Source organism: Moellerella wisconsensis ATCC 35017 (genome assembly GCF_001294465.1).
Lineage (GTDB): Bacteria > Pseudomonadota > Gammaproteobacteria > Enterobacterales > Enterobacteriaceae > Moellerella > Moellerella wisconsensis.
Map to the genome: position 1 here is coordinate 358,678 of NZ_LGAA01000018.1, position 19,242 is coordinate 377,919.

Annotated in this window: 15 protein-coding genes; 4 read left to right on the forward strand and 11 right to left on the reverse strand. The window is 38.4% G+C overall.

Translation table 11 applies throughout. The features are described 5' to 3' along the window. Positions 1 to 206 precede the first annotated feature (206 nt). On the forward strand, positions 207 to 1,280 hold the full coding sequence (locus M992_RS09700; protein WP_072165943.1) for an alpha/beta hydrolase: 1,074 nt from the start codon (positions 207 to 209) through the stop codon (positions 1,278 to 1,280). 247 nt (positions 1,281 to 1,527) lie between these two features. On the opposite strand, the gene M992_RS09705 is transcribed toward M992_RS09700, so the two are convergent. After that, positions 1,528 to 2,004, reverse strand: coding sequence for a DMT family transporter (locus M992_RS09705; protein WP_082335413.1), 477 nt, complete (start codon positions 2,002 to 2,004; stop codon positions 1,528 to 1,530). Between the two features lie 89 nt (positions 2,005 to 2,093). Between M992_RS09705 and M992_RS09710 the strand changes: the two genes are divergently transcribed. Beyond that, on the forward strand, positions 2,094 to 2,987 hold the full coding sequence (locus M992_RS09710) for a LysR family transcriptional regulator (protein WP_053908327.1): 894 nt from the start codon (positions 2,094 to 2,096) through the stop codon (positions 2,985 to 2,987). Between the two features lie 42 nt (positions 2,988 to 3,029). Here the strand turns inward: M992_RS09710 and M992_RS09715 are convergent, their stop codons facing one another. Together M992_RS09715 and leuE are read right to left on the reverse strand one after the other, a co-directional pair. Further along, positions 3,030 to 3,635: a GNAT family N-acetyltransferase gene (locus M992_RS09715; RefSeq protein WP_248842512.1), complete on the reverse strand. Its 606-nt coding sequence runs from the start codon at positions 3,633 to 3,635 to the stop codon at positions 3,030 to 3,032. 205 nt (positions 3,636 to 3,840) lie between these two features. Next, on the reverse strand, positions 3,841 to 4,482 hold the full coding sequence (gene leuE / locus M992_RS09720; protein ID WP_053908328.1) for a leucine efflux protein LeuE: 642 nt from the start codon (positions 4,480 to 4,482) through the stop codon (positions 3,841 to 3,843). A gap of 423 nt (positions 4,483 to 4,905) precedes the next feature. Between leuE and M992_RS09725 the strand changes: the two genes are divergently transcribed. After that, positions 4,906 to 5,604 (forward strand): AzlC family ABC transporter permease, encoded by a 699-nt coding sequence (locus M992_RS09725; RefSeq protein ID WP_053908329.1) that lies wholly within the window; start codon positions 4,906 to 4,908, stop codon positions 5,602 to 5,604. Continuing rightward, entirely contained in the window at positions 5,601 to 5,915 is a 315-nt protein-coding gene (locus M992_RS09730) for an AzlD domain-containing protein (protein ID WP_047254828.1), read from the forward strand. The genes M992_RS09725 and M992_RS09730 overlap by 4 nt, the downstream gene beginning before the upstream one ends. Positions 5,916 to 6,013: 98 nt before the next feature. Here the strand turns inward: M992_RS09730 and M992_RS09735 are convergent, their stop codons facing one another. The 8 genes from M992_RS09735 to M992_RS09770 all read right to left on the reverse strand — a co-directional run bounded on the left by M992_RS09735 (position 6,014) and on the right by M992_RS09770 (position 19,153). Next, complete coding sequence (locus M992_RS09735; protein WP_053908550.1) at positions 6,014 to 7,477, reverse strand: AMP nucleosidase; 1,464 nt, start codon at positions 7,475 to 7,477, stop codon at positions 6,014 to 6,016. A 720-nt stretch (positions 7,478 to 8,197) separates the two neighbouring features. Beyond that, positions 8,198 to 9,691: a hypothetical protein gene (locus M992_RS09740; RefSeq protein ID WP_053908330.1), complete on the reverse strand. Its 1,494-nt coding sequence runs from the start codon at positions 9,689 to 9,691 to the stop codon at positions 8,198 to 8,200. A 649-nt stretch (positions 9,692 to 10,340) separates the two neighbouring features. Continuing rightward, a complete protein-coding gene (gene ahpF / locus M992_RS09745) occupies positions 10,341 to 11,915 on the reverse strand; it encodes an alkyl hydroperoxide reductase subunit F (protein WP_053908551.1) in 1,575 nt (524 codons plus the stop codon). A 124-nt stretch (positions 11,916 to 12,039) separates the two neighbouring features. After that, entirely contained in the window at positions 12,040 to 12,603 is a 564-nt protein-coding gene (gene ahpC / locus M992_RS09750; protein WP_053908331.1) for an alkyl hydroperoxide reductase subunit C, read from the reverse strand. 224 nt (positions 12,604 to 12,827) lie between these two features. Further along, a complete protein-coding gene (locus tag M992_RS09755; RefSeq protein WP_134473780.1) occupies positions 12,828 to 13,952 on the reverse strand; it encodes an ABC transporter permease in 1,125 nt (374 codons plus the stop codon). 6 nt (positions 13,953 to 13,958) lie between these two features. Beyond that, positions 13,959 to 16,721 (reverse strand): ribosome-associated ATPase/putative transporter RbbA, encoded by a 2,763-nt coding sequence (gene rbbA / locus M992_RS09760; RefSeq protein WP_053908334.1) that lies wholly within the window; start codon positions 16,719 to 16,721, stop codon positions 13,959 to 13,961. After that, entirely contained in the window at positions 16,721 to 17,791 is a 1,071-nt protein-coding gene (locus M992_RS09765; RefSeq protein ID WP_053908336.1) for an HlyD family secretion protein, read from the reverse strand. Before M992_RS09765 ends, rbbA begins: the two co-directional genes overlap by 1 nt. A 741-nt stretch (positions 17,792 to 18,532) precedes the next feature. After that, positions 18,533 to 19,153: a hypothetical protein gene (locus M992_RS09770; protein WP_053908338.1), complete on the reverse strand. Its 621-nt coding sequence runs from the start codon at positions 19,151 to 19,153 to the stop codon at positions 18,533 to 18,535. Positions 19,154 to 19,242 lie beyond the last annotated feature (89 nt).

The following is a 19,242-nucleotide window of genomic DNA, read 5'->3' on the forward strand; positions in this document are numbered from 1 at the left end:
GAGTACATGCAGATAAATTATATAAATTACAGTATATGAAACGTAAGGGAATTATTATGAACCGACTATACCTTGCATTATTAATTTCTTCTTGTCTCATTAGCTTAAATGCTAATGCAGCCCCTATTACATCCGAAGCGACTGTTATGCCAAACAGCTCGTTAGATAAAACGACTATGCTCACTAATACTAAAATGGTAGAAAAAATGGCGGGGAAAATGGTCGAGAGCTCACCGCTTGCTACCCCATTAGGTTTAAGCGAGGCGGCAGAGCAATATCACATTTTGTATACCTCAATCAGCGGTATTGATGGGAAATCGCTGCGTGAAGATTCCGGCGCTGTATTCTTACCTAAAGGACCAATGCCGCAAAATGGCTGGCCGGTGGTAGTTTGGACTCATGGGACTATTGGCGTAGCCTCAAAATGTGCGCCGTCACTGAATCCGCGTTCAGCTCGTGATACTCAGTATTTGAATACTTGGCTGTCGATGGGCTTTGCTATCGTCGCACCAGATTATCCAGGATTAGGCTCTGCTGGATTACACCATTATTTGGATGCCCGCGCGGAGGCATGGAGTGTACTCGATAGCGTAAAAGCAGCGCGTGAGAAATTTCCATTAGCCAACCAATTGATATTAGTCGGGCAATCCCAAGGAGCACATGCCGCCTTTGCCGCTGCTGGCTATCAGGCTGAATATGCCCCCGAACTGAATATTGTTGCTAGTGTATTAACCGGCACCCCCTATTTTAAACCAGGAATATCAGCAGAGCGCTTATTTAGTATTGATAACCAGGTCACCGGCGGTGATCCTAAATTGCCTTACGTGATGTACAGTTATCTTTCAGCTGCCGATCAAGATAATAGTTTGCAACCGAATGACTATTTTCAGGACGCGGCTATTGATACATTAGCGCAAGCCAACAAACTGTGCATTGGCGAGCTGACTGAATTAGTGATGAAAAAACAAATGAATGCCGGGAATAGTTTAAAACCTGACATTGAACGCGTTTTAACTCAGCAATTACCGAATTTTAGTTACAATACGATTAAAATTAATCATCCTGTCTTTATTGGTATCGGTCTCGCGGATATTAATGTCCCCACCCTTATGCAGCAGTTATTTGCCAAAGATGTGATTGCGGCAGGTACACCTGCCACTGTTGTAGAATATCCGCAGATGAGTCATGGAGAAACCGTTAACGTTTCGCTACGTGATTCGATTCCTTTTGTTTTGCAAGTGATAAATAGCCCAAATATAAGGACTGAATCGACCAAATAATTATTATTTGAAAAATAAGAAAACGGATAATGTACTAAAAAAAATCGACTTGATATTAGATGATGATTTTTAGTCAAGAAAAACGTACTCACGTTATGATCTATAAAAAGAACTTCAATTTTTAGATTCTTTACGTCCTAAATTCAAGAGCGATAATACCGCTATCAATATTGCTCTTTAATTTTCAGCTCTCCAATAAATATACTGTAATAAGTCACCGACAAGAGTCGCGGTGACTTATTACTCTTTAAGGTGATTGCTTAAAAAATTGAATACATAAAACACCGGACATCACTAGCCCTATCCCTCCAATTCTTCCCCATGGAATATATTGTTTGGTTACACCAAATAAACCGAAGTAATCAATCAGTGTTGAAGTCACTAATTGCCCGGCGATAACCATAATAAAGAAAGTTGTGGCTCCAATTTTAGGTACTAATATTAATGCTGCGGTAATATAAAATACGCCCGCGACACCACCTAGCCACATCCATACCGGTTGCTGAAATAGCGCAATATTAAGTGTCGGTTTTGGTACTTTTAACATCAATAATACCGGCAGTAGGACTATAATGCTGACAAATAGTGAAATTAAAGTTGCCCATAGTGGGTGGCCGATCTGTTTAGCTAATAGACCGTTACTGGCGGCTTGAAAAGGAACTACCGCACCGGCGACAAACGCACAGGCGCTTAATAATAAGGCAGTAAGAGCAAAACTAGACATATTTATTCCTTTCGATAAGTGATTATCCCACCGTATCGAAAAGCCACAGCAAAAAGAAATGAACAATTTTATAAGGCACTATCAGTAAAATGAATAATCTACGTCGATTAGATTTAAATCAATTAGTTATCTTGCACACGTTACTGCGAGAAAAGCATGTTAGTCGTAGCGCGGTCGCCTTACATAAAAGCCAACCGACCATTAGCCATGCATTAAATCAATTACGCGATATATTCCAAGATCCATTACTGATCCGCGATCAAGGACAATATTATTTATCTAGCAAAGCCGAGGCGTTATATCCTCAATTAACCCAAGCATTAAAACAATTAGATCAACTAATTGAGCAAGTAGAATTTAAGCCCTCTGATTGTCAACGTCGATTTAATATCGCTCTGTCTGATTATGGCGCAGCAATTCTAATTCCGTCATTAATCCAACAAATACATCAACTTGCCCCTCAAGTTGATTTACATCTTTGGCAATGCAGTCGGGAAGAAATGCAATCAAAATTACACGAAGGAAGCTTAGATTTAGCCTTTGGTATTTTTAATTATGTAACTGACGGATTAAAAGTACAGACCATTTTTAGCGATCATTTTATTTCGATCACAGACTCACAAAATATGAATTCAGACGTGATGTCGCTTGAACAATGGCTACAGTACCCTCATGTATTAGTCAGCATGAAACCGTATGAAGCTAATGAGATAGACCGCTGTTTAGCCCAGCTAGACTGTCATCGCAGGATTGCTATTTCTCTACCTTATTGGCAATTATCACCGCAAATCTTGCATAAAACGGATTTAATCCTTACGGTCGCCTCTCGAATACTTACCTCGCCACTACCTTCATCACTGAGCGTTTTTCCTCCACCGCTGGTACTGCCGAACTTGCATTTCCAGATGCTCTGGCATCAACGCGCAGATTCCGATCCCGCACTATTATGGCTAAAGCAATGTTTTACCCACTTGCTGGTTTAACCTGCTAAATGAGTTAGCTTAATAACGGGCTTATGCCAATAGTTATTTAATCGCAATATCGATTTTATCGCGGGTAGAATTGCCGGTGGATAAGATAAATAGCTCGGTGAGTTCACCATTGAGTCGTAAAGTATGTGACTTTTTAAACCCTACCCGTTTGGCTAACTTAATTGACGGCAAATTATCCGGTTCTATCAGACATAAGCATGACGTTATTTCTCGGGTATTTTGAAGCCAATGAATTGCCGCAAGTAATGCTTCTGTTGCATATCCCTTGCCTTGTGCCCATGAGGCTAATGCCCATCCTGCTTCTGGAATATAACGCGTCGATGGTTCAATATCACGATGAAAATCTGCAAAACCCAAATCGCCTACATAACGCCCCGTCGACTTTTCTTTAATTGCCCAATAGCCATATCCTAGCATCGACCATAGACCTAAATAGCTTAACATCCTCATCCATGTTTCACGTGGAGTTGATAATTGGCCTCCCAAAATATAACGAGTCACTGCGGGATCACGCCACATTTCAATTACTTGATTGTGATCATCTAAGGTATGTGCAGTTAAAATTAAGCGCTCTGTTTCTAAGCGTGGAATATAGGTATCAGGTGGGGTTATTACCGGTGTAATACACTCTATGTTCAAGCTATTCGCCTCTGTAAAAGTTATTAATCATTAATAAAGTTATTATTGAAATAAAATTAGCCGATAAATGTTCACTTATACGCCTTAACAAATGAACTCTGATCTTAATTGGCTAATTAATGACGCACAAAAACACCGAACAGTATTTTAACCTGATCGGCGTTTTGAAGTTACTCTATATTTTAAGTGCGTATGTAAAACTGAATTAAGCCGTCAGCGCTAATTTAGCGCCAAACATAACAAAAACAGTACCAATACACCCATTCGATAGCGAAGATAAACGTTTATTATGTTTTAACGCATTAGTCAAAGCTACGCCACCAAAAATAAGCAAAGATAAATAAATCATGCTACAGATTTCTAAGATACAGCCTAAAATAAAGAATGGAATACCAGCATTTGCGAATGTTGGGTCAATAAATTGAATAAAAAAGGATACATAAAAAATAATCATTTTCGGATTAAGCAGACTTAAAAATACCGCTTTTATATAAGTATCTTCTTTAGTGACTTTAACATGTTCCAGACTAGGTTCATCGGATTTTTTATGAAAAGTCGCATACAGTGTTTTTACTCCTAAATAGAATAAATACAGTGCGCCCACATATTTTATGATCATAAAAAATAAAGGTGAGGTTTTAACCAATGAAGCTACACCTAAAAATGCTAAAAAAATTAATATCGCATCACCGGTAAAAACTCCCAGAGCCGCCTTATAACCATCTTTTACACCATATTTAGCACTGCAGGTCAGCACATATAAAGAATTTGGCCCTGGCACTAAGGTAATGAAAATAACACCAAGCAGATAAGTCCAGATATTAAAGATGCCTAAGTTTTCAAACATAAGATACCTGCTAACGTCTTAGTATAAAACGATAAAAAGCATAATTGAGCTGTGTATTAGCTGATCATACATTTTATTTTTATTGTTTGAAATATTAAACCATGGGCAAATATTAAATAAACATAAAAGACCAGATTTATAAATAAAACCAATACACAAAACTAATTTTATGGGTTAGTGTTGGTGCATTAATCTGAATAAAATCATTTGTCAGAATGCCGCTATTTAAGCTTAATTCATTGAAGTTTAGTACTGACAAACAAAATATGATTAGACTAAATAACTATTAATAGGGTTTTTATGCTTATTTTAGGCAACTTCTCTTTTCCTCAAGACATTTATCTGCAGATAATCTAAGCTGGTAGATGGATGATTAATTTCAGTAATAACATATTGTTAATTCAATAGCGGATGAGAAAGTAAATGATTCAAAATAATTGTTATTGGCGTAGAGATTTATGGGCGGGAGCGCTCCATATGATGCCACTAAATTTAGCGGTTATCCCTTGGGGAATACTGGCAGGATCTATGGCAGTAGAAGCTGGATTAGATATCTGGCAAAGCATCGCCATGTCTGCCATGGTCTATGCCGGAGCGGCACAATTAGTTACCTTAGGATTGCTTAATACAGGGGCTGGTTTTCTTACTATTATTGTGTCGGTATTTTTTATTGCCTCGCAGCATTTATTATACAGTTTAACCTTTAGACCCTTAGTTAAGCCCTTTTCAACCGCCCAACGTTTATCAATTGGTTTTTTGTTAACCGATGAACTTTTCGCTATTAATGCGGCAAATAAACAATCTCCTACCTTTGCCTACTTATTTGGTGCTGGATTTAGCTTTTATTGTGTCTGGGTATTTGTGAGTTGTTGCGGCATCTTACTGGCCAGTTATGTTCCCGATTTAAGCCAATTACATTTAGATTTTTCTGTCGTGGCAACATTATTAGCTATCGTAGTACCATTAACTAAAAAAACCAGCACCTTATGCGGTGTGATTTTTGCTTTATTAGTTTCGATTATTTTATCTCGCTATGGAATTAGCAGCGCTATTGTCATTGCAGGTATTGGGGGAATGGCCTGTTCGGTGATCATTGCTCGATTATTAAAGGAAAAAATATGAGCTGGAGTTTGATTATTAGCTTAACGGTAATACTTTTTGGATTAAGATACGTCTTCTTAATTCCTTCATTACCAGTTCGGTTACCGTTATTTGTTCGGCAAGCATTAACCTATTCAGCCCCCTGTTTATTAACCGCAATCTGTGCACCTATTATTCTACTCGATAAAGGTGAATATCGTGATTTTCCAGATAACGCCTATCTATGGGGTGCTTTATTTTGTATTGTAATAGCCAAGCTAATTAATAATATGCTGTTATCTGTAATACTAACGCTGATATTTTTTTACAGTTTAAGCCATTTATTAGGCTGATATTCCAACTTATATTTAACTGTACCTGGGTAAAATCATAGATAATCCAATATAGGTTATCTATGATTATTTTTATATCAACTATATAGCATGAACTACTAACGGAACGGTGGCTCATCGAAAGTCCGTAATTTGCGTGAATGCAGCTTATCGCCCTCTTGCCTTAATAGATCTATCGCCTGTATACCGATTTGTAAATGTTCAGAGATCGCACCCTCGTAAAAGCTGTTCGCTTGCCCCGGTAACTTAATTTCACCATGCAACGGTTTGTCAGAGATACACAATAATGTGCCGTAAGGCACGCGAAAACGATAGCCTTGCGCTGCAATAGTAGCACTTTCCATATCGACAGCGACTGCTCGACTTAGGCTGAATTTTCTTGCTGTAGCAAAGAAACGCAGTTCCCAATTACGATCGTCCGTTGTCACCACTGTTCCAGTACGTAATCGTTTTTTAACCTGTTCCCCAGGCATATTACTAACCAATTTTGTTGCATCATATAACGCACGTTGCACTTCAGCGATACTAGGGATTGGAATATAAGGCGGTAATACATCATCCAAAATATGATCATCGCGTAAATAAGCATGGGCTAATACATAATCACCAATACGTTGACTTTCTCTCAACCCGCCACAGTGACCAATCATTAACCAACTATGCGGCCTTAATACAGCCAAATGATCACAAATATTTTTAGCGTTTGATGGTCCCACCCCAATATTAACTAAAGTAATTCCGGCACCATCTTTAGCAATAAGATGATATGCCGGCATTTGAAATTTTTTCCAGGCTAAATCTGATGTCGCCTGTGCAGGATCGGCATTTTCAGCGGTTAAATAATTATGTCCCACACAAGATAAAGCGATATAACGGCTATCAGGATCTTTTATTTGCTCACAGGCCCAGCTAACAAATTCATCGACATAACGATTGTAATTGGTAAATAAAATATATGGCTGAACGTGTTCAGGTTCAGTACCGGTATAATGCTTTAAACGAGCAAGCGAAAAATCAATACGTAAGGCGTCAAAGTGAGATAAAGGTAATTCATCCGTGTTTGAGATTAACCCATCGGTAATATCATCACTAATTTCCGACAGGTCAGTAATTGGAAAATGAGCGGCAATACCGTTACTCATGGTGCGATCTAATACTAAATCAGATCCATCCAGAACAAATGGATAAGGAATTTCTGTTTTTGATGCCCGCACCGAAAATATAGCGCCATAATCTTGCTGTAATATTGACAGCTGCTCCGATAAATAGCCTCGAAATAACGACGGTTTAGTGATGGTCATAGAATAAAGCCCCGGCTTAACAAAACGTGCATAAGCCCGAGTTTTCTCGCAATTTTCTATTTTACCATCCCAATAGACACATAATTCTGGGTAAGAAAATAATCCGTTATCACGTCTAGATACGCTAGGTACCGTACCCTGATTAATATAATCAGCTATCGCGTTTCTTAATGCCAAAATAGCATTGGCATATAATTGCTCTAATTTATCCAAGACAGCAGGAATCGATAGTTTTTCATCCGCTGAATATTGAGATTCTATCACTTATGTTACTCCTTAAAATTTTATGCCTAATAATGGCGGGTATCTGTAAGCAGTAATACCCTTGATGGAGATATAAATTGGTATTGTTATCATGTGGGCGTTAACGCTAGTTATATCAAATAGTTTCGTCGATTTTTGTTTGGATCCTCGGTATTTTTTATTTTTGTATCCAAAGATAATTATTAGGATCTTGTTGTTTATAACGTATAACCTTCATTCTTTACTTTTAGTAAGTCAACCATAACATTAAATTTTTTGCGCTAGCCAGCATATCGTCCCTATGAATTATTTTTTGTATATTACCATCAACACTATTGTAGGATTAAATCATTAATTATTCAGTGATATTGGTATAGATTAACTAGGTAAATTTAATTCATTTACTAAGGGGTGTAGATTTTTTGAGGATGTTAATCGAGTGGCATAGTAATTTGATATTATTAGATTCACTACCAATCAAAAAACTGTCATTCTGAAATGTCATTTTGAGATATCATGCCAAGAATAATGTTAACAGATAAACAATGGCATAGATTATCGTTGATGGGAAATATTAAATAAATTAATAATATACTAGACGTTGAAATGACCTGCTTTAAATAATATGCGTTACTGGATTTTTTGACGCAGACAAAAGGGAGAGAGCCTGATTATAAATAAACTTAAGATAAGCAAACTGAGTTAATGAACGACTCAGTTTGCTTATTTAAATAGTAATTAGGATTTATACTTAGCTAGCTTTTCATCAATTTTATTTAATTCCACTTCAATCATTCGGTCACAAATATTTGGCAAGCTTTTTAATTTTTGTAGCAATGCCTTTTTCTCATCGTCATTAAGAGTCCAGCTCTCTGCTATGCCTGTAACCAAGTAGTTGTTGCAACCTTCATTATGAGTATCTACCGCTCCTGTTTCAGGATTCTGAGTGTACGTTTTAACTTCATAATTGTAATTTATAATCTTAAACAATTCATTATCAATCAAATAATTAATCATTTCTGCATTACCAACATAAAATGCATAAAAAATTAGATTTATATTTTTCTTTTTATAAAAATAGGAATCAATATCATTGATGGTTGTATTTTCTAAAATACCTCTATCACTCTTAATTTTTTCAATTACGAAAGGTAAATTATTGGTCAATATATTCATTGCCAATTTGTAATCATCGTTACTAGGCGGCAATCTAGTTAAAAAATAACTTGCTGCATTCACTTCTCTATATTCTATTATTTTATGATAATCGCTATCTCGAAGATTAACATAACTAGCAATAGTTGGATTTAATTCAATTAACTTATCTAATCTACTAATATAAATATCAATGTATTCTTTCTTACTTTTATTTGCAATTTCATATACTAATTCCCATATTAATTTTTGTTTTGATTCCTCATCAAGTAAAGTGAAATATTTTTCAGCAAAAAGAACTTCAAGATTATGATTTATCGCTGTATTTCTTGATATTTTCTCATCAAAAAAATATCGGAGGTAGTGTCTACCCTCTTCTATTTTATTAACATCAAAGTTATCTTTATGAAATTGGCAACCAAATAAAAACTCTAAAGAGTCAATGGGTATTTCAGACCTAAATGATGCATATTCTATATAATCATTTAGTTTATCATCCACTAAGTCACAATTTTTACCTAACTCTTTTTCTAATAAACTGATATCTCCCTTGTTAATAATTTCATGTGTTTTGTTTTTGTAATCAAGTTCTATTTTTTCAGGGTAATAAATACCATTATAAATTGAAATTGAAAATAACAATGAAGCTAGTAAATATTGCGGGGATTTTAATTTTAATAAATTAAGAAAGACTGTTGGTGCTGAAAAGATAACAAATGTACTTAAAAAAAACAACAGACTAACATCATCCCAATTATAAGAACTTGGAATTTTAACGTAACAGTAATATGAAAAATTAATGATTGGGATAACTATAAAAGCAATGATAATCGAATTTTTAACCCAACCTTTTTCTATTTTAAAATTTAAAATTTTATTGCTAAATTCAGTTTCATCTTGTGTAAAAGTATCGGGCTCGCTTTCGGTTTCCTCTACTTTTTTATGGGTATCACCAGCTGATCTATTTTCTGGTTTTTCATCACTGAACGCGTTCGAAATTAAATTAAAATAGGATATCAACAAAATAATTAAAACTACTGCACCGATCGCAAGAACATAACCAAGACCATCAAACATAATAATTCCATTTATCATTATCGAATATTAGTGCATAGTCTTACTGTTAAATTCACTTTAAGTACATAAGACAAATCTCACTCACATGCTAGCCGTTACCTTTGCCAACTCAATAATAACATCGTGCGTTTGGCGAATATGGGCTACTTTTACAAGAAGAACTCACGCTAACGCTTTCTAACAATGTAATTAACGGTGCGTGATTATTGGCGAGCCATTCTATTGATTGCCTTATATGCAATACGCAAATAACTGTGCCTGTAAGCTATCTACGCGCTCATTGTATTACTCTAATATTGCAGCTTCTTTTATAAGTATCTTAGGCAAAAAAACGGAATGGGATAACGCTCAAGAACGAGTGTGGCATAACGGGTTTCAACGCTTTGCTCGGCTTTATTGGTATAGAGGCTTTTAGTTTTGCATTATCTTGGACAGGATCACTTTTAATTAAACACATCGGCAAATTACTAATCTGCAAAAAGTTTCGCCCTTGAGTGGCAATATTAGATTTATATGCATCGAACACGTCCTTAAGAGAGCTAAAGCTAGGCGCTTTTGAGCCTTTTTTGTACAGATTGTGCGCAAAAAAAAGGCACTCGCCCCCGAGTGCCTTTTGACTACAACTCACTGAATTTATAGCAAATTATATCTATTCAGCGGTTCTGGTACTGGTACGAATTAGGTAATCGAAGGCGCTTAATGAGGCTTTAGCACCCCCGCCGGCCGCAATGATAATTTGTTTATAAGGTACAGTTGTACAGTCTCCGGCGGCAAATATCCCTTTGATATTGGTTTCGCCACGCGCATCTACTACAATCTCACCCATTTTATTGCGTTCTACCGTATCACCTAACCAATTAGTGTTAGGTAGCAAGCCGATTTGGACAAAAATTCCAGCAACATCAAGATGATGCAATGAATCATTGGTTCTATCTTTATAGGTTAATCCGGTTAATTTAGTTCCGTCACCTTGAGCTTCTGTGGTCTGGGCATTAACGATAATATCCACATTTTTTAAGCTACGAGCTTTGTCTTGTAAGACAGAATCAGCTTTTAATTCGGAAGCAAATTCAAGCACCGTAACATGTTCCACTATACCCGCTAAGTCAATCGCGGCTTCAATACCTGAATTACCGCCGCCGATAACTGCCACGCGTTTACCTTTAAACAATGGGCCATCGCAATGTGGACAATAAGTGACCCCTTTAGTGCGATACTCTTGTTCGCCCGGGATACCCATGTTACGCCAGCGGGCTCCTGTCGCGATAATAATACTGCGAGATTTCAATACCCCGCCTGAAGCAGTTTCAACCTGATGATATCCACCTTCAGTTGGCGCTGGAATTAATTTGGTGATTGATTGACCGTCGACAATATCGACACTGTAGTCGTTAACATGATTTTTTAACGCGCCGGCAAAAATAGAGCCTTCTGTCTTGAGCACGGAAATATAATTTTCAATATCAACGGTATCCATAACCTGACCGCCAAAACGTTCGCCGATAACGCCGGTACGAATACCTTTACGTGCGGCATAAATAGCGGCTGAAGCTCCTGCTGGGCCACTGCCTATAACTAAAACTTCATACGGTTCACGTTCAGTTAATAATTTAGCCGCACGTGCATCAGCATTGGTATCAACTTTACTGACGATTTCACTTAGGGTCATACGGCCTTGGCCAAATTCTTTGCCATTTAAAAATACTGCCGGTACACCCATAATATTAAGTGAGGTTATCTCATCTTGATACACACCACCATCAATCGCAGTGTGGCTAATATTAGGATTTAATACTGCCATTAAATTAAGCGCTTGCACTACATCTGGGCAATTGTGACAGGACAATGAGTAGTAAGTTTCGAACTGAAATTCGCCTTCAAGCGATTTCACTTGATCTAATAATTCTTGGGCTTCTTTTGATGGATGACCACCGACTTGCAATAATGCTAATACTAAAGAGGTAAACTCATGGCCTAGAGGTGAACCGGCAAAACGGACACCACTATTATTACCTGGGTTAGTAATCAAAAATGAAGGTTTACGCTGTCCAGCATTGTCTTCTTCGCGGGTAGTCACTTGGTCTGATAATGCGGCAATTTCAGCTAACAGTTGTTTAATTTCTTTTGATTTTGCACTGTCATCAAGGTTAGCGACTAACTCAACAGGTCGAGTTAGTTTAGTTAAATAGGCTTTTAATTGAGCCTGCATATTGCTGTCGAGCAAATTGTTATCGAGCATAAAGTATTCCCCGGTTAAAAATCGGGTGCAGTGCACCCGATAACATGATTCATATCACAAGTAAGCATCATCTACGCTAAGCGTAAATTGAGCTATCAATGTGTTTTTATTAGATTTTACCAACCAGATCCAGTGATGGAGATAGAGTAGCTTCGCCCTCTTTCCATTTCGCCGGGCAAACTTCACCTGGATGGCTTGCAACGTATTGTGCTGCTTTGATTTTACGTACTAAATCTGCTGCATCGCGGCCGATACCTTCAGCGGTAATTTCAATCGCTTGGATGATACCTTGTGGGTCAACCACGAAAGTACCACGATCTGCTAGGCCTTCATCTTCACGCATGTTTTCGAAGTTACGTGTTAATGCGCCTGTTGGGTCGCCAATCATTGCATATTGGATTTTGCCGATAGTTTCTGAACTGCCGTGCCATGCTTTATGAGTGAAATGGGTATCAGTAGAAACTGAATAGATATCAACGCCCATTTTTTGGAACTCATCATAATGATCAGCTAAGTCGCCTAATTCGGTTGGGCAAACAAAGGTAAAGTCAGCTGGATAGAAGAAAAATACGCTCCATTTGCCTTCAGTATCTTTCTCTGTAACGTCAATGAATTCGCCGTTTTTAAATGCAGTATTGTGGAAAGGTTTGATTTTAGTATTAATTAAAGACATGGTGTTTTCCTTATTCCTCTTGTTGGGTTGAGGACTAAGTTACCGATTTAGACACAGCTTCTCCAATTAGTTGATTCTATTAATTTGATAGGTATTGCCTTTGGTTAGTTTATTCTTGATAGTTAGCGATTATGTTGTAGACAGTTTTCGCCGACAGATGCTTAAAATAATGACCGGAAAACCGGTCATTACATCATTGATATCGTTAGTTTAAATCTGAATAATTAAGCCATCGAGGAAATGGTTTTACGGAAGCGTAATAAAGCGAAAATAAAGAAGACAGCACCAATAATGAATAGAATAATAAATTGAGGCCAAACAATCGAAAAATCTGCGCCACGATATAGAATCGCTTGCGCTAAGCTAACAAAATGAGTAGTTGGCATGGTCAACATAATATCTTGTACCAGTTGCGGCATACTCTCACGCGCCGTCATCCCGCCGGAAAGCATATTTAACGGCAGTAAAACTAAAATCATCAATAAGCCGAATTGAGGCATAGAACGGGCGATTGTTCCCATAAAAATACCGATAGATGTGGTTGCAAATAAACTTAAGGCAACGCCACAAATAAATAATAGGATCGATCCTTCAATCGGTACGTGAAGTAAGGTTTTTACAACTAAAATCAATGATATTACTGAGGCTAATAATACCACTAAGCCCATCGACCAAATCTTTGACAGCATTATCTCAAAAGGTGTAACCGGCATAACTAATAGATGTTCAATTGTACCGTGTTCTCTTTCGCGAATTAATGCCGCCCCAGTGAGGACAATCGAGAGCATAGTAATATTATTGATTATTGCCATTACTGAACCAAACCACGATTGTGTTAAATTAGGGTTGAAGCGCATTCTAACTTCTAAATCAACGGGTAACACACTGTTATTTCTGGTTTTCGCTAAAAACTCAGTCACTTCACCTTGAACGATATTTTGAATATAGCTGTTGCCTAAAAAAGCTTGGCTCATGCGGGTTGCATCAATATTAACTTGAATTTCTGGCTGGCGACCAGCCAATACATCACGTTGAAAATTAGGCGGAATATCAAGTGCAAAGGTATAGGTACCGCGATCTAGTAAGCCATCAATCTGTTCGGGAACAATATCAGCAGGCATTTGGAAAAATGGTGCATAGAAGCTATTAACAATGCGGGTGGATAGCTGGGATTTATCCTGATCAGCAATAGCTATAGGCGCATTATGTAAAGAGCCCGGAGTCACGGTGGCAGACGAATAAATTGATACGGTAAACGCGAATATGATCAGCCCCAGCATCGCTTTATCTCGGCTTAAGCTGCGTAGCTCCTTCATCCCTAAATTAAAAATATTTTGCAGTGTTCTGATAACCATTTATGACTCCTGTTTCTTCAGGAATAGCACGCTTAAAAGAATAACCAGCGGAATAGTGATCAACAATGGGATAAATGAACTCTGTAAATCGAATAATCCCAACGCTTTAGAGAAAATCCCTCGAGTAATAGTCAAGAAATGTGAGGTCGGATAAATCATCCCTACCCAGCGGCCCATCCCTTCTAAGGAGGAGACAGGGTCAATCATGCCGGAAAATTGAGTCGCAGGGATCAGCGTAATAATTGAGGTTCCAAAAATTGCAGCAATTTGGCTTTTCATAAAGCACGAGATTAGTAGCCCGATACCGGTGGCAATTGTTATATACAGCAGCGCGGCTAAAGTTAAGCTTAACAAGCTGCCTTTTAAACTGACGCCGAAGACAAAAACTGATAAGCCACAAAGCAAGAAGAAATTAAACATCCCCAAGATGATATAAGGAAGCTGTTTTCCGAGCAGAAATTCTAATTTAGTCACCGGCGTTACATACAAATTAATAATGGAGCCAAGTTCTTTTTCACGTACTACACTCAGGGCGCTAAGCATAGCCGGGATCATCATTAATAACAGTGGGATAACGGCGGGGACAATCGCCGGTAAGCTTTTTACATCAGGGTTATAACGATAGCGGGTTTCAATATCTATCGCCGGCATACCTTGCACACCATGTGATTGACGGCTGGCTATATTGCTTAGCCACATTAAGTGCATGGCTTGAATATAACCGCGAACCGTTTCAGCACGATTAGGCATGGCACCATCAATCCATACGCCTATTTTAACATTATGACCGCGCGAAATATCACGGGCAAAATTAGGTGGAAGTTCAATAGCAACAGTCACTTCACCACTGCGTAATCGTCGCTCTAATTCATCATAATCTTTAATCGGCGCTTGTTCGATAAAATAGCGCGAACCGGCTAAGTTAGTATTATACGCTTGGCTCATTCCGGTTTGGTCTCGGTCAAGCACCGCAAATCGTAAGTTTTCAACATCCATACTGATACCGTAACCCATAATAAACATTAAGATTACGGTACCTAACAATGCAAGTGTTGAACGAACAGGATCACGGCGTAGTTCCATACCTTCGCGAATACTGTAACTGAACAAACGCCGTAAACTAAAGCGACTTTTCAGCGCTTGTTCGGTGCTATTTTGCTGTTGTGGATCTCGAGCCGCAGTAGGTGCATGTGAAGTATCTGGTTCGGGCGCCTTCACCGCCTCTTTGAGATAGGCAATGAATGTATCTTCTAAGGTCGCTAATCCCCGTTTTTTCACTAAATTAGCCGGAGTATCACAATCCAACACTTTACCTGCATGCATTAACGAGATACGGTCGCAGCGTGCTGCTTCATTCATAAAATGAGTGGAGATAAAAATAGTGACACCGTCACGTCGAGATAAATCAACCATCAGATTCCAAAACATATCACGGGCTACTGGGTCAACGCCTGAAGTCGGTTCATCCAGAATCAACATTTCAGGGCGATGAATAACCGCAACAGCTAAGGATAACCGCTGGCGGATCCCCAGAGGTAAGTCATCTGGCATAGTGTCTTGTACTTCACTGAGATTAAAACGCTGGCACATTTCATCGCAACGTGAGCTAATTTCAGCCTCGGGAATATGAAATAATTTGGCATGTAATTCTAAGTTTTGGCGTACGCTTAATTCACTGTACAACGAGAATGCCTGCGACATATAACCGACCCGTTTACGAGTTTCGATATCTTTGGGGTCTATCTCCTGCCCGAATAACCATGCTTGTCCTTCGCTGGCTTGTAGCAACCCGGTTAACATTTTCATGGTCGTGGATTTCCCACAACCATTGGAGCCGAGAAAACCGAAAATTTCGCCTTTAGGAATACGGAAATTGACATGATCTACGGCCACGAAGTGACCAAAACGCATGGTTAAATCTTGTGCTTCAATGGCAATAACATCATCGGCAGATTTATCTCTGGCGGGAATAATCACTTTTTGATGATTTTTTCTTTTATCTTCCGGGAGCAATTCAATAAATGCCGCTTCTAAATCTTCGCATTTGGTTTGCTGTTTAATTTCAGTGGCATGGCCGGTAGCTAATACTTTTCCGGCATCCATAGCGACTAACCAATCAAAGCGTTCGGCTTCCTCCATATATGCAGTCGCTACCAAGACGCTCATATTGGTTTGACGTTCACGTATCCGATTGATTAGCTCCCAAAATTGAGCCCGAGATAATGGATCAACCCCTGTGGTTGGTTCGTCGAGAATTAATAACTCAGGGTCATGAATAAGTGCGCAGCAAAGCCCGAGTTTTTGTTTCATCCCTCCCGATAATTTACCGGCCGGCCTATCACGAAATGGCGCTAACCCGGTACTTTCGAGCAAGTCATTAATTCGATGTTCTCGTTCCAGTTTTGATTGACCAAATAGGCGACCAAAAAAATCAACATTCTCAAATACCGACAATGTATGGTAGAGATTTTTCCCGAGACCTTGCGGCATGTAGGCTATTCTCGGGCAAACGGCTCGTCGATGAGCTTTATCGCTCATCTCACCACCAAGCACTACGACCTGCCCATGTTGTATTTCTCGTGAGCCAGCAATAAGTGAGATTAAGCTCGATTTACCGACGCCATCAGGGCCGATTAGACCGACCATCTGGCGTGCCGGGATTTGCAACGTAATATCATCAAGCGCACAATTTTCCCCGTAATGCTGACTGACATGACGTAAATCGATAATCACATCATCCCTTAATCGCGGTTTGCTTGTCATTACGGTATTCTCACCTCAAGATTTTGCGGCCATGCGAGCGAATTATCTAACCGTACATAGGCTTTACCGGGTAAACCTGTTTTTACATATTCAAAGTGTTGCTCTAGTAATTCGGGGGAAATTCTGGCGCGAATACGGAACATTAATTTTAATCGTTCGTTGTCGGTTTCGACGGTTTTCGGTGTAAATTGTGCAACACTGGCCACATAAGTAGCTTTGGCCGGAATGACTAAATTTGGCGCTGCATCCAGAACAATATGTACTTCGCTACCTAACGCGACTTTACCGGCATCTGTGGTTGGCAAAAAGAAGGTCATATACACATCACTGAGATCGACCATATTTAATACTCGTCCCCCGGCAGATAACACTTCACCCGGTTCAGCGACACGATATTGAATCCGTCCATTGCGAGGTGCTTTTAAGATACTGTCGTCTAAATCTGCGATGATCCTACGCTCAGAAGCAGCAGCAGCCTCAACCCGAGTTTTGGCTTGTACAATACCAGCATGCGCAGAATCAATCGCTGCCGTTGATGCGGCAACTTGTGCTTTAGCTGCTTCAAGTGCAGCTCGATTACCTTGTACTTTAGCTAAATCATCATCCAATTGTTGAACCGAAATAGCATTGGTTAGCACCAGTTTTTTAGAACGAACTAAGCGTTTTTGGGCAGCATTCAGTTCAGCCTCTCGTTGTTTAACTACCGCTTGAGCCGCTAATTTTTCACTTTTACGTTGAGTTAATGCAGATTCTGCCGTCATTACCGTGCTGGTGGCTTGTTTTAATTGCGCTTGTACTTCATGTAATTGCTCTTGCAATGCACGAGTATCCATTTTGGCTAAAACTTGCCCTTTAGTAACAACGTCTCCCTCCTTAACCTCAATAGATTCAATGCGTCCCGGTGTTTTGGTCGAAATATCAATTTCGGTGGCTTCTATTCGTCCATTACTTTGGGCGAATCCAGGGGGTAAATCACTACTCCGTTGATCCCAATAATAATATCCACCGATAATTAAAATAATTAAAACAATAATAAAAATTGTAATCTTACGCCTATTCTCTGTTTTCATAACAACCTGTTCTCATCTTTCAGGTTAGAGGAAGGATAACTACAGTGAAATAAATTTATTGGTAAAATATCAAGACCATTGGCCTATTTTAAGTAGCAGATTATCGCCCTAATAATTATTACCCAAATACTTATCATTACACCGTAGTATCTGAACTATTTGCAGATAGAAAATAACTTTAATAAAAACAAATTAATAAAATATTCTCTTGATCATAAGTTGCATATTACAGTCCTTAATTTAAATAATTATTTATATCATTATTCAAATAATAATTAATTTCCGGCCTATATTGAATTGTATTTTTATGGCGCTATTTATGATTAACCATTTAATTTTTATAACTATATTTTAGCGCTAATATTTATTTTAAAATAGCACACGCATCACAATATTTCAGATCAAACCAATAAATAAGTTAACCACCTTCGTATAGCTCAAAAAAAGTTAGTATTTATTAGAAGATTAGTGTCGAAAAAAAAATAAAACCAAGAAATCATCTTAATAATTTTTATAATACTAAATTATTGTTACTTTCTTTTTGTGAATTTATCTGTAAAATTATTATCCGCTCTCTATAAAACCGCATCAAAATAAATAATTTCCAAGTTAAAGTATTATTTATCACATATTACTTATTATTATCGAACTATCTTTATTTAATACTGTTTATTCTATGTTATCGCTATAAGCACGGATTATTAATACCCCGTGCTTATATTATAAACTGATTGAGTATATTTATTGTGCTGGAGCAATAATCTCATAATGACAGATAAACTCTGCCATCGTCAGACGATGAATATCATTAGCGTCTCGGGATGATTGAATTACGACATCCCCAGATTTGACTATTTGGGGGGATTTTCCATCCCGTGTAATGATAAATGAGGCGGTGTTAGGTGGGACTGGGTAATAATTAACTGGCATAGTGCGTGGAATAACACGAAGGTAACCCGGTTTGGTTAATGCAGTGATCGGATCATAATATTGCTCAGCAAAATTTTTTGCGGAGACCAACATTTGCTCGGTCGTCTTGGGTGAACAATCGGTTTCAATGATCCAATCGCCCTTTTGAGCCGTCACCGTGATTGTTTGTGCTCCATGGTCTGCTGTTAGCGTGACTGATTCTCCAGGTTTAGCCAGCCGGGCAAAGCGGGGTTTACTTTGCTGAGCTAAACCGATTTTACCACGCTGTTCCAGATGAGTGAAATATTCAATCGCTTGATATTCAGTCATATTTTCTTTTGAACTCGTAATTTTTGAATTCACTTCCGAGGATGCGGCATAGGCGGTCATAGTCTGTAAGGAGGCACAGGAAAATAAAAGAGTAATAAAAAAAACAGTTTTTTTTGTTGTCATGATGACTGATCTCATCGGTGATTTATGTCTATTTTTATCTGCGTATTGTATCTACGCTAGACTGCTAAGCCCTATTATTACACCCTATT

Bases quoted from the DNA above. Each gene is read 5' to 3' on its own strand.
- M992_RS09705 (WP_082335413.1), bottom strand. From the start codon at position 2,004: ATGTCTAGTTTTGCTCTTACTGCCTTATTATTAAGCGCCTGTGCGTTT.
- ahpC (WP_053908331.1), bottom strand. From the start codon at position 12,603: ATGTCTTTAATTAATACTAAAATCAAACCTTTCCACAATACTGCATTT.
- M992_RS09725 (WP_053908329.1), top strand. From the start codon at position 4,906: ATGATTCAAAATAATTGTTATTGGCGTAGAGATTTATGGGCGGGAGCG.
- M992_RS09730 (WP_047254828.1), top strand. From the start codon at position 5,601: ATGAGCTGGAGTTTGATTATTAGCTTAACGGTAATACTTTTTGGATTA.
- M992_RS09710 (WP_053908327.1), top strand. From the start codon at position 2,094: ATGAATAATCTACGTCGATTAGATTTAAATCAATTAGTTATCTTGCAC.
- leuE (WP_053908328.1), bottom strand. From the start codon at position 4,482: ATGTTTGAAAACTTAGGCATCTTTAATATCTGGACTTATCTGCTTGGT.
- M992_RS09765 (WP_053908336.1), bottom strand. From the start codon at position 17,791: ATGAAAACAGAGAATAGGCGTAAGATTACAATTTTTATTATTGTTTTA.
- rbbA (WP_053908334.1), bottom strand. From the start codon at position 16,721: ATGACAAGCAAACCGCGATTAAGGGATGATGTGATTATCGATTTACGT.
- M992_RS09770 (WP_053908338.1), bottom strand. From the start codon at position 19,153: ATGACAACAAAAAAAACTGTTTTTTTTATTACTCTTTTATTTTCCTGT.
- M992_RS09700 (WP_072165943.1), top strand. From the start codon at position 207: ATGGCGGGGAAAATGGTCGAGAGCTCACCGCTTGCTACCCCATTAGGT.
- M992_RS09740 (WP_053908330.1), bottom strand. From the start codon at position 9,691: ATGTTTGATGGTCTTGGTTATGTTCTTGCGATCGGTGCAGTAGTTTTA.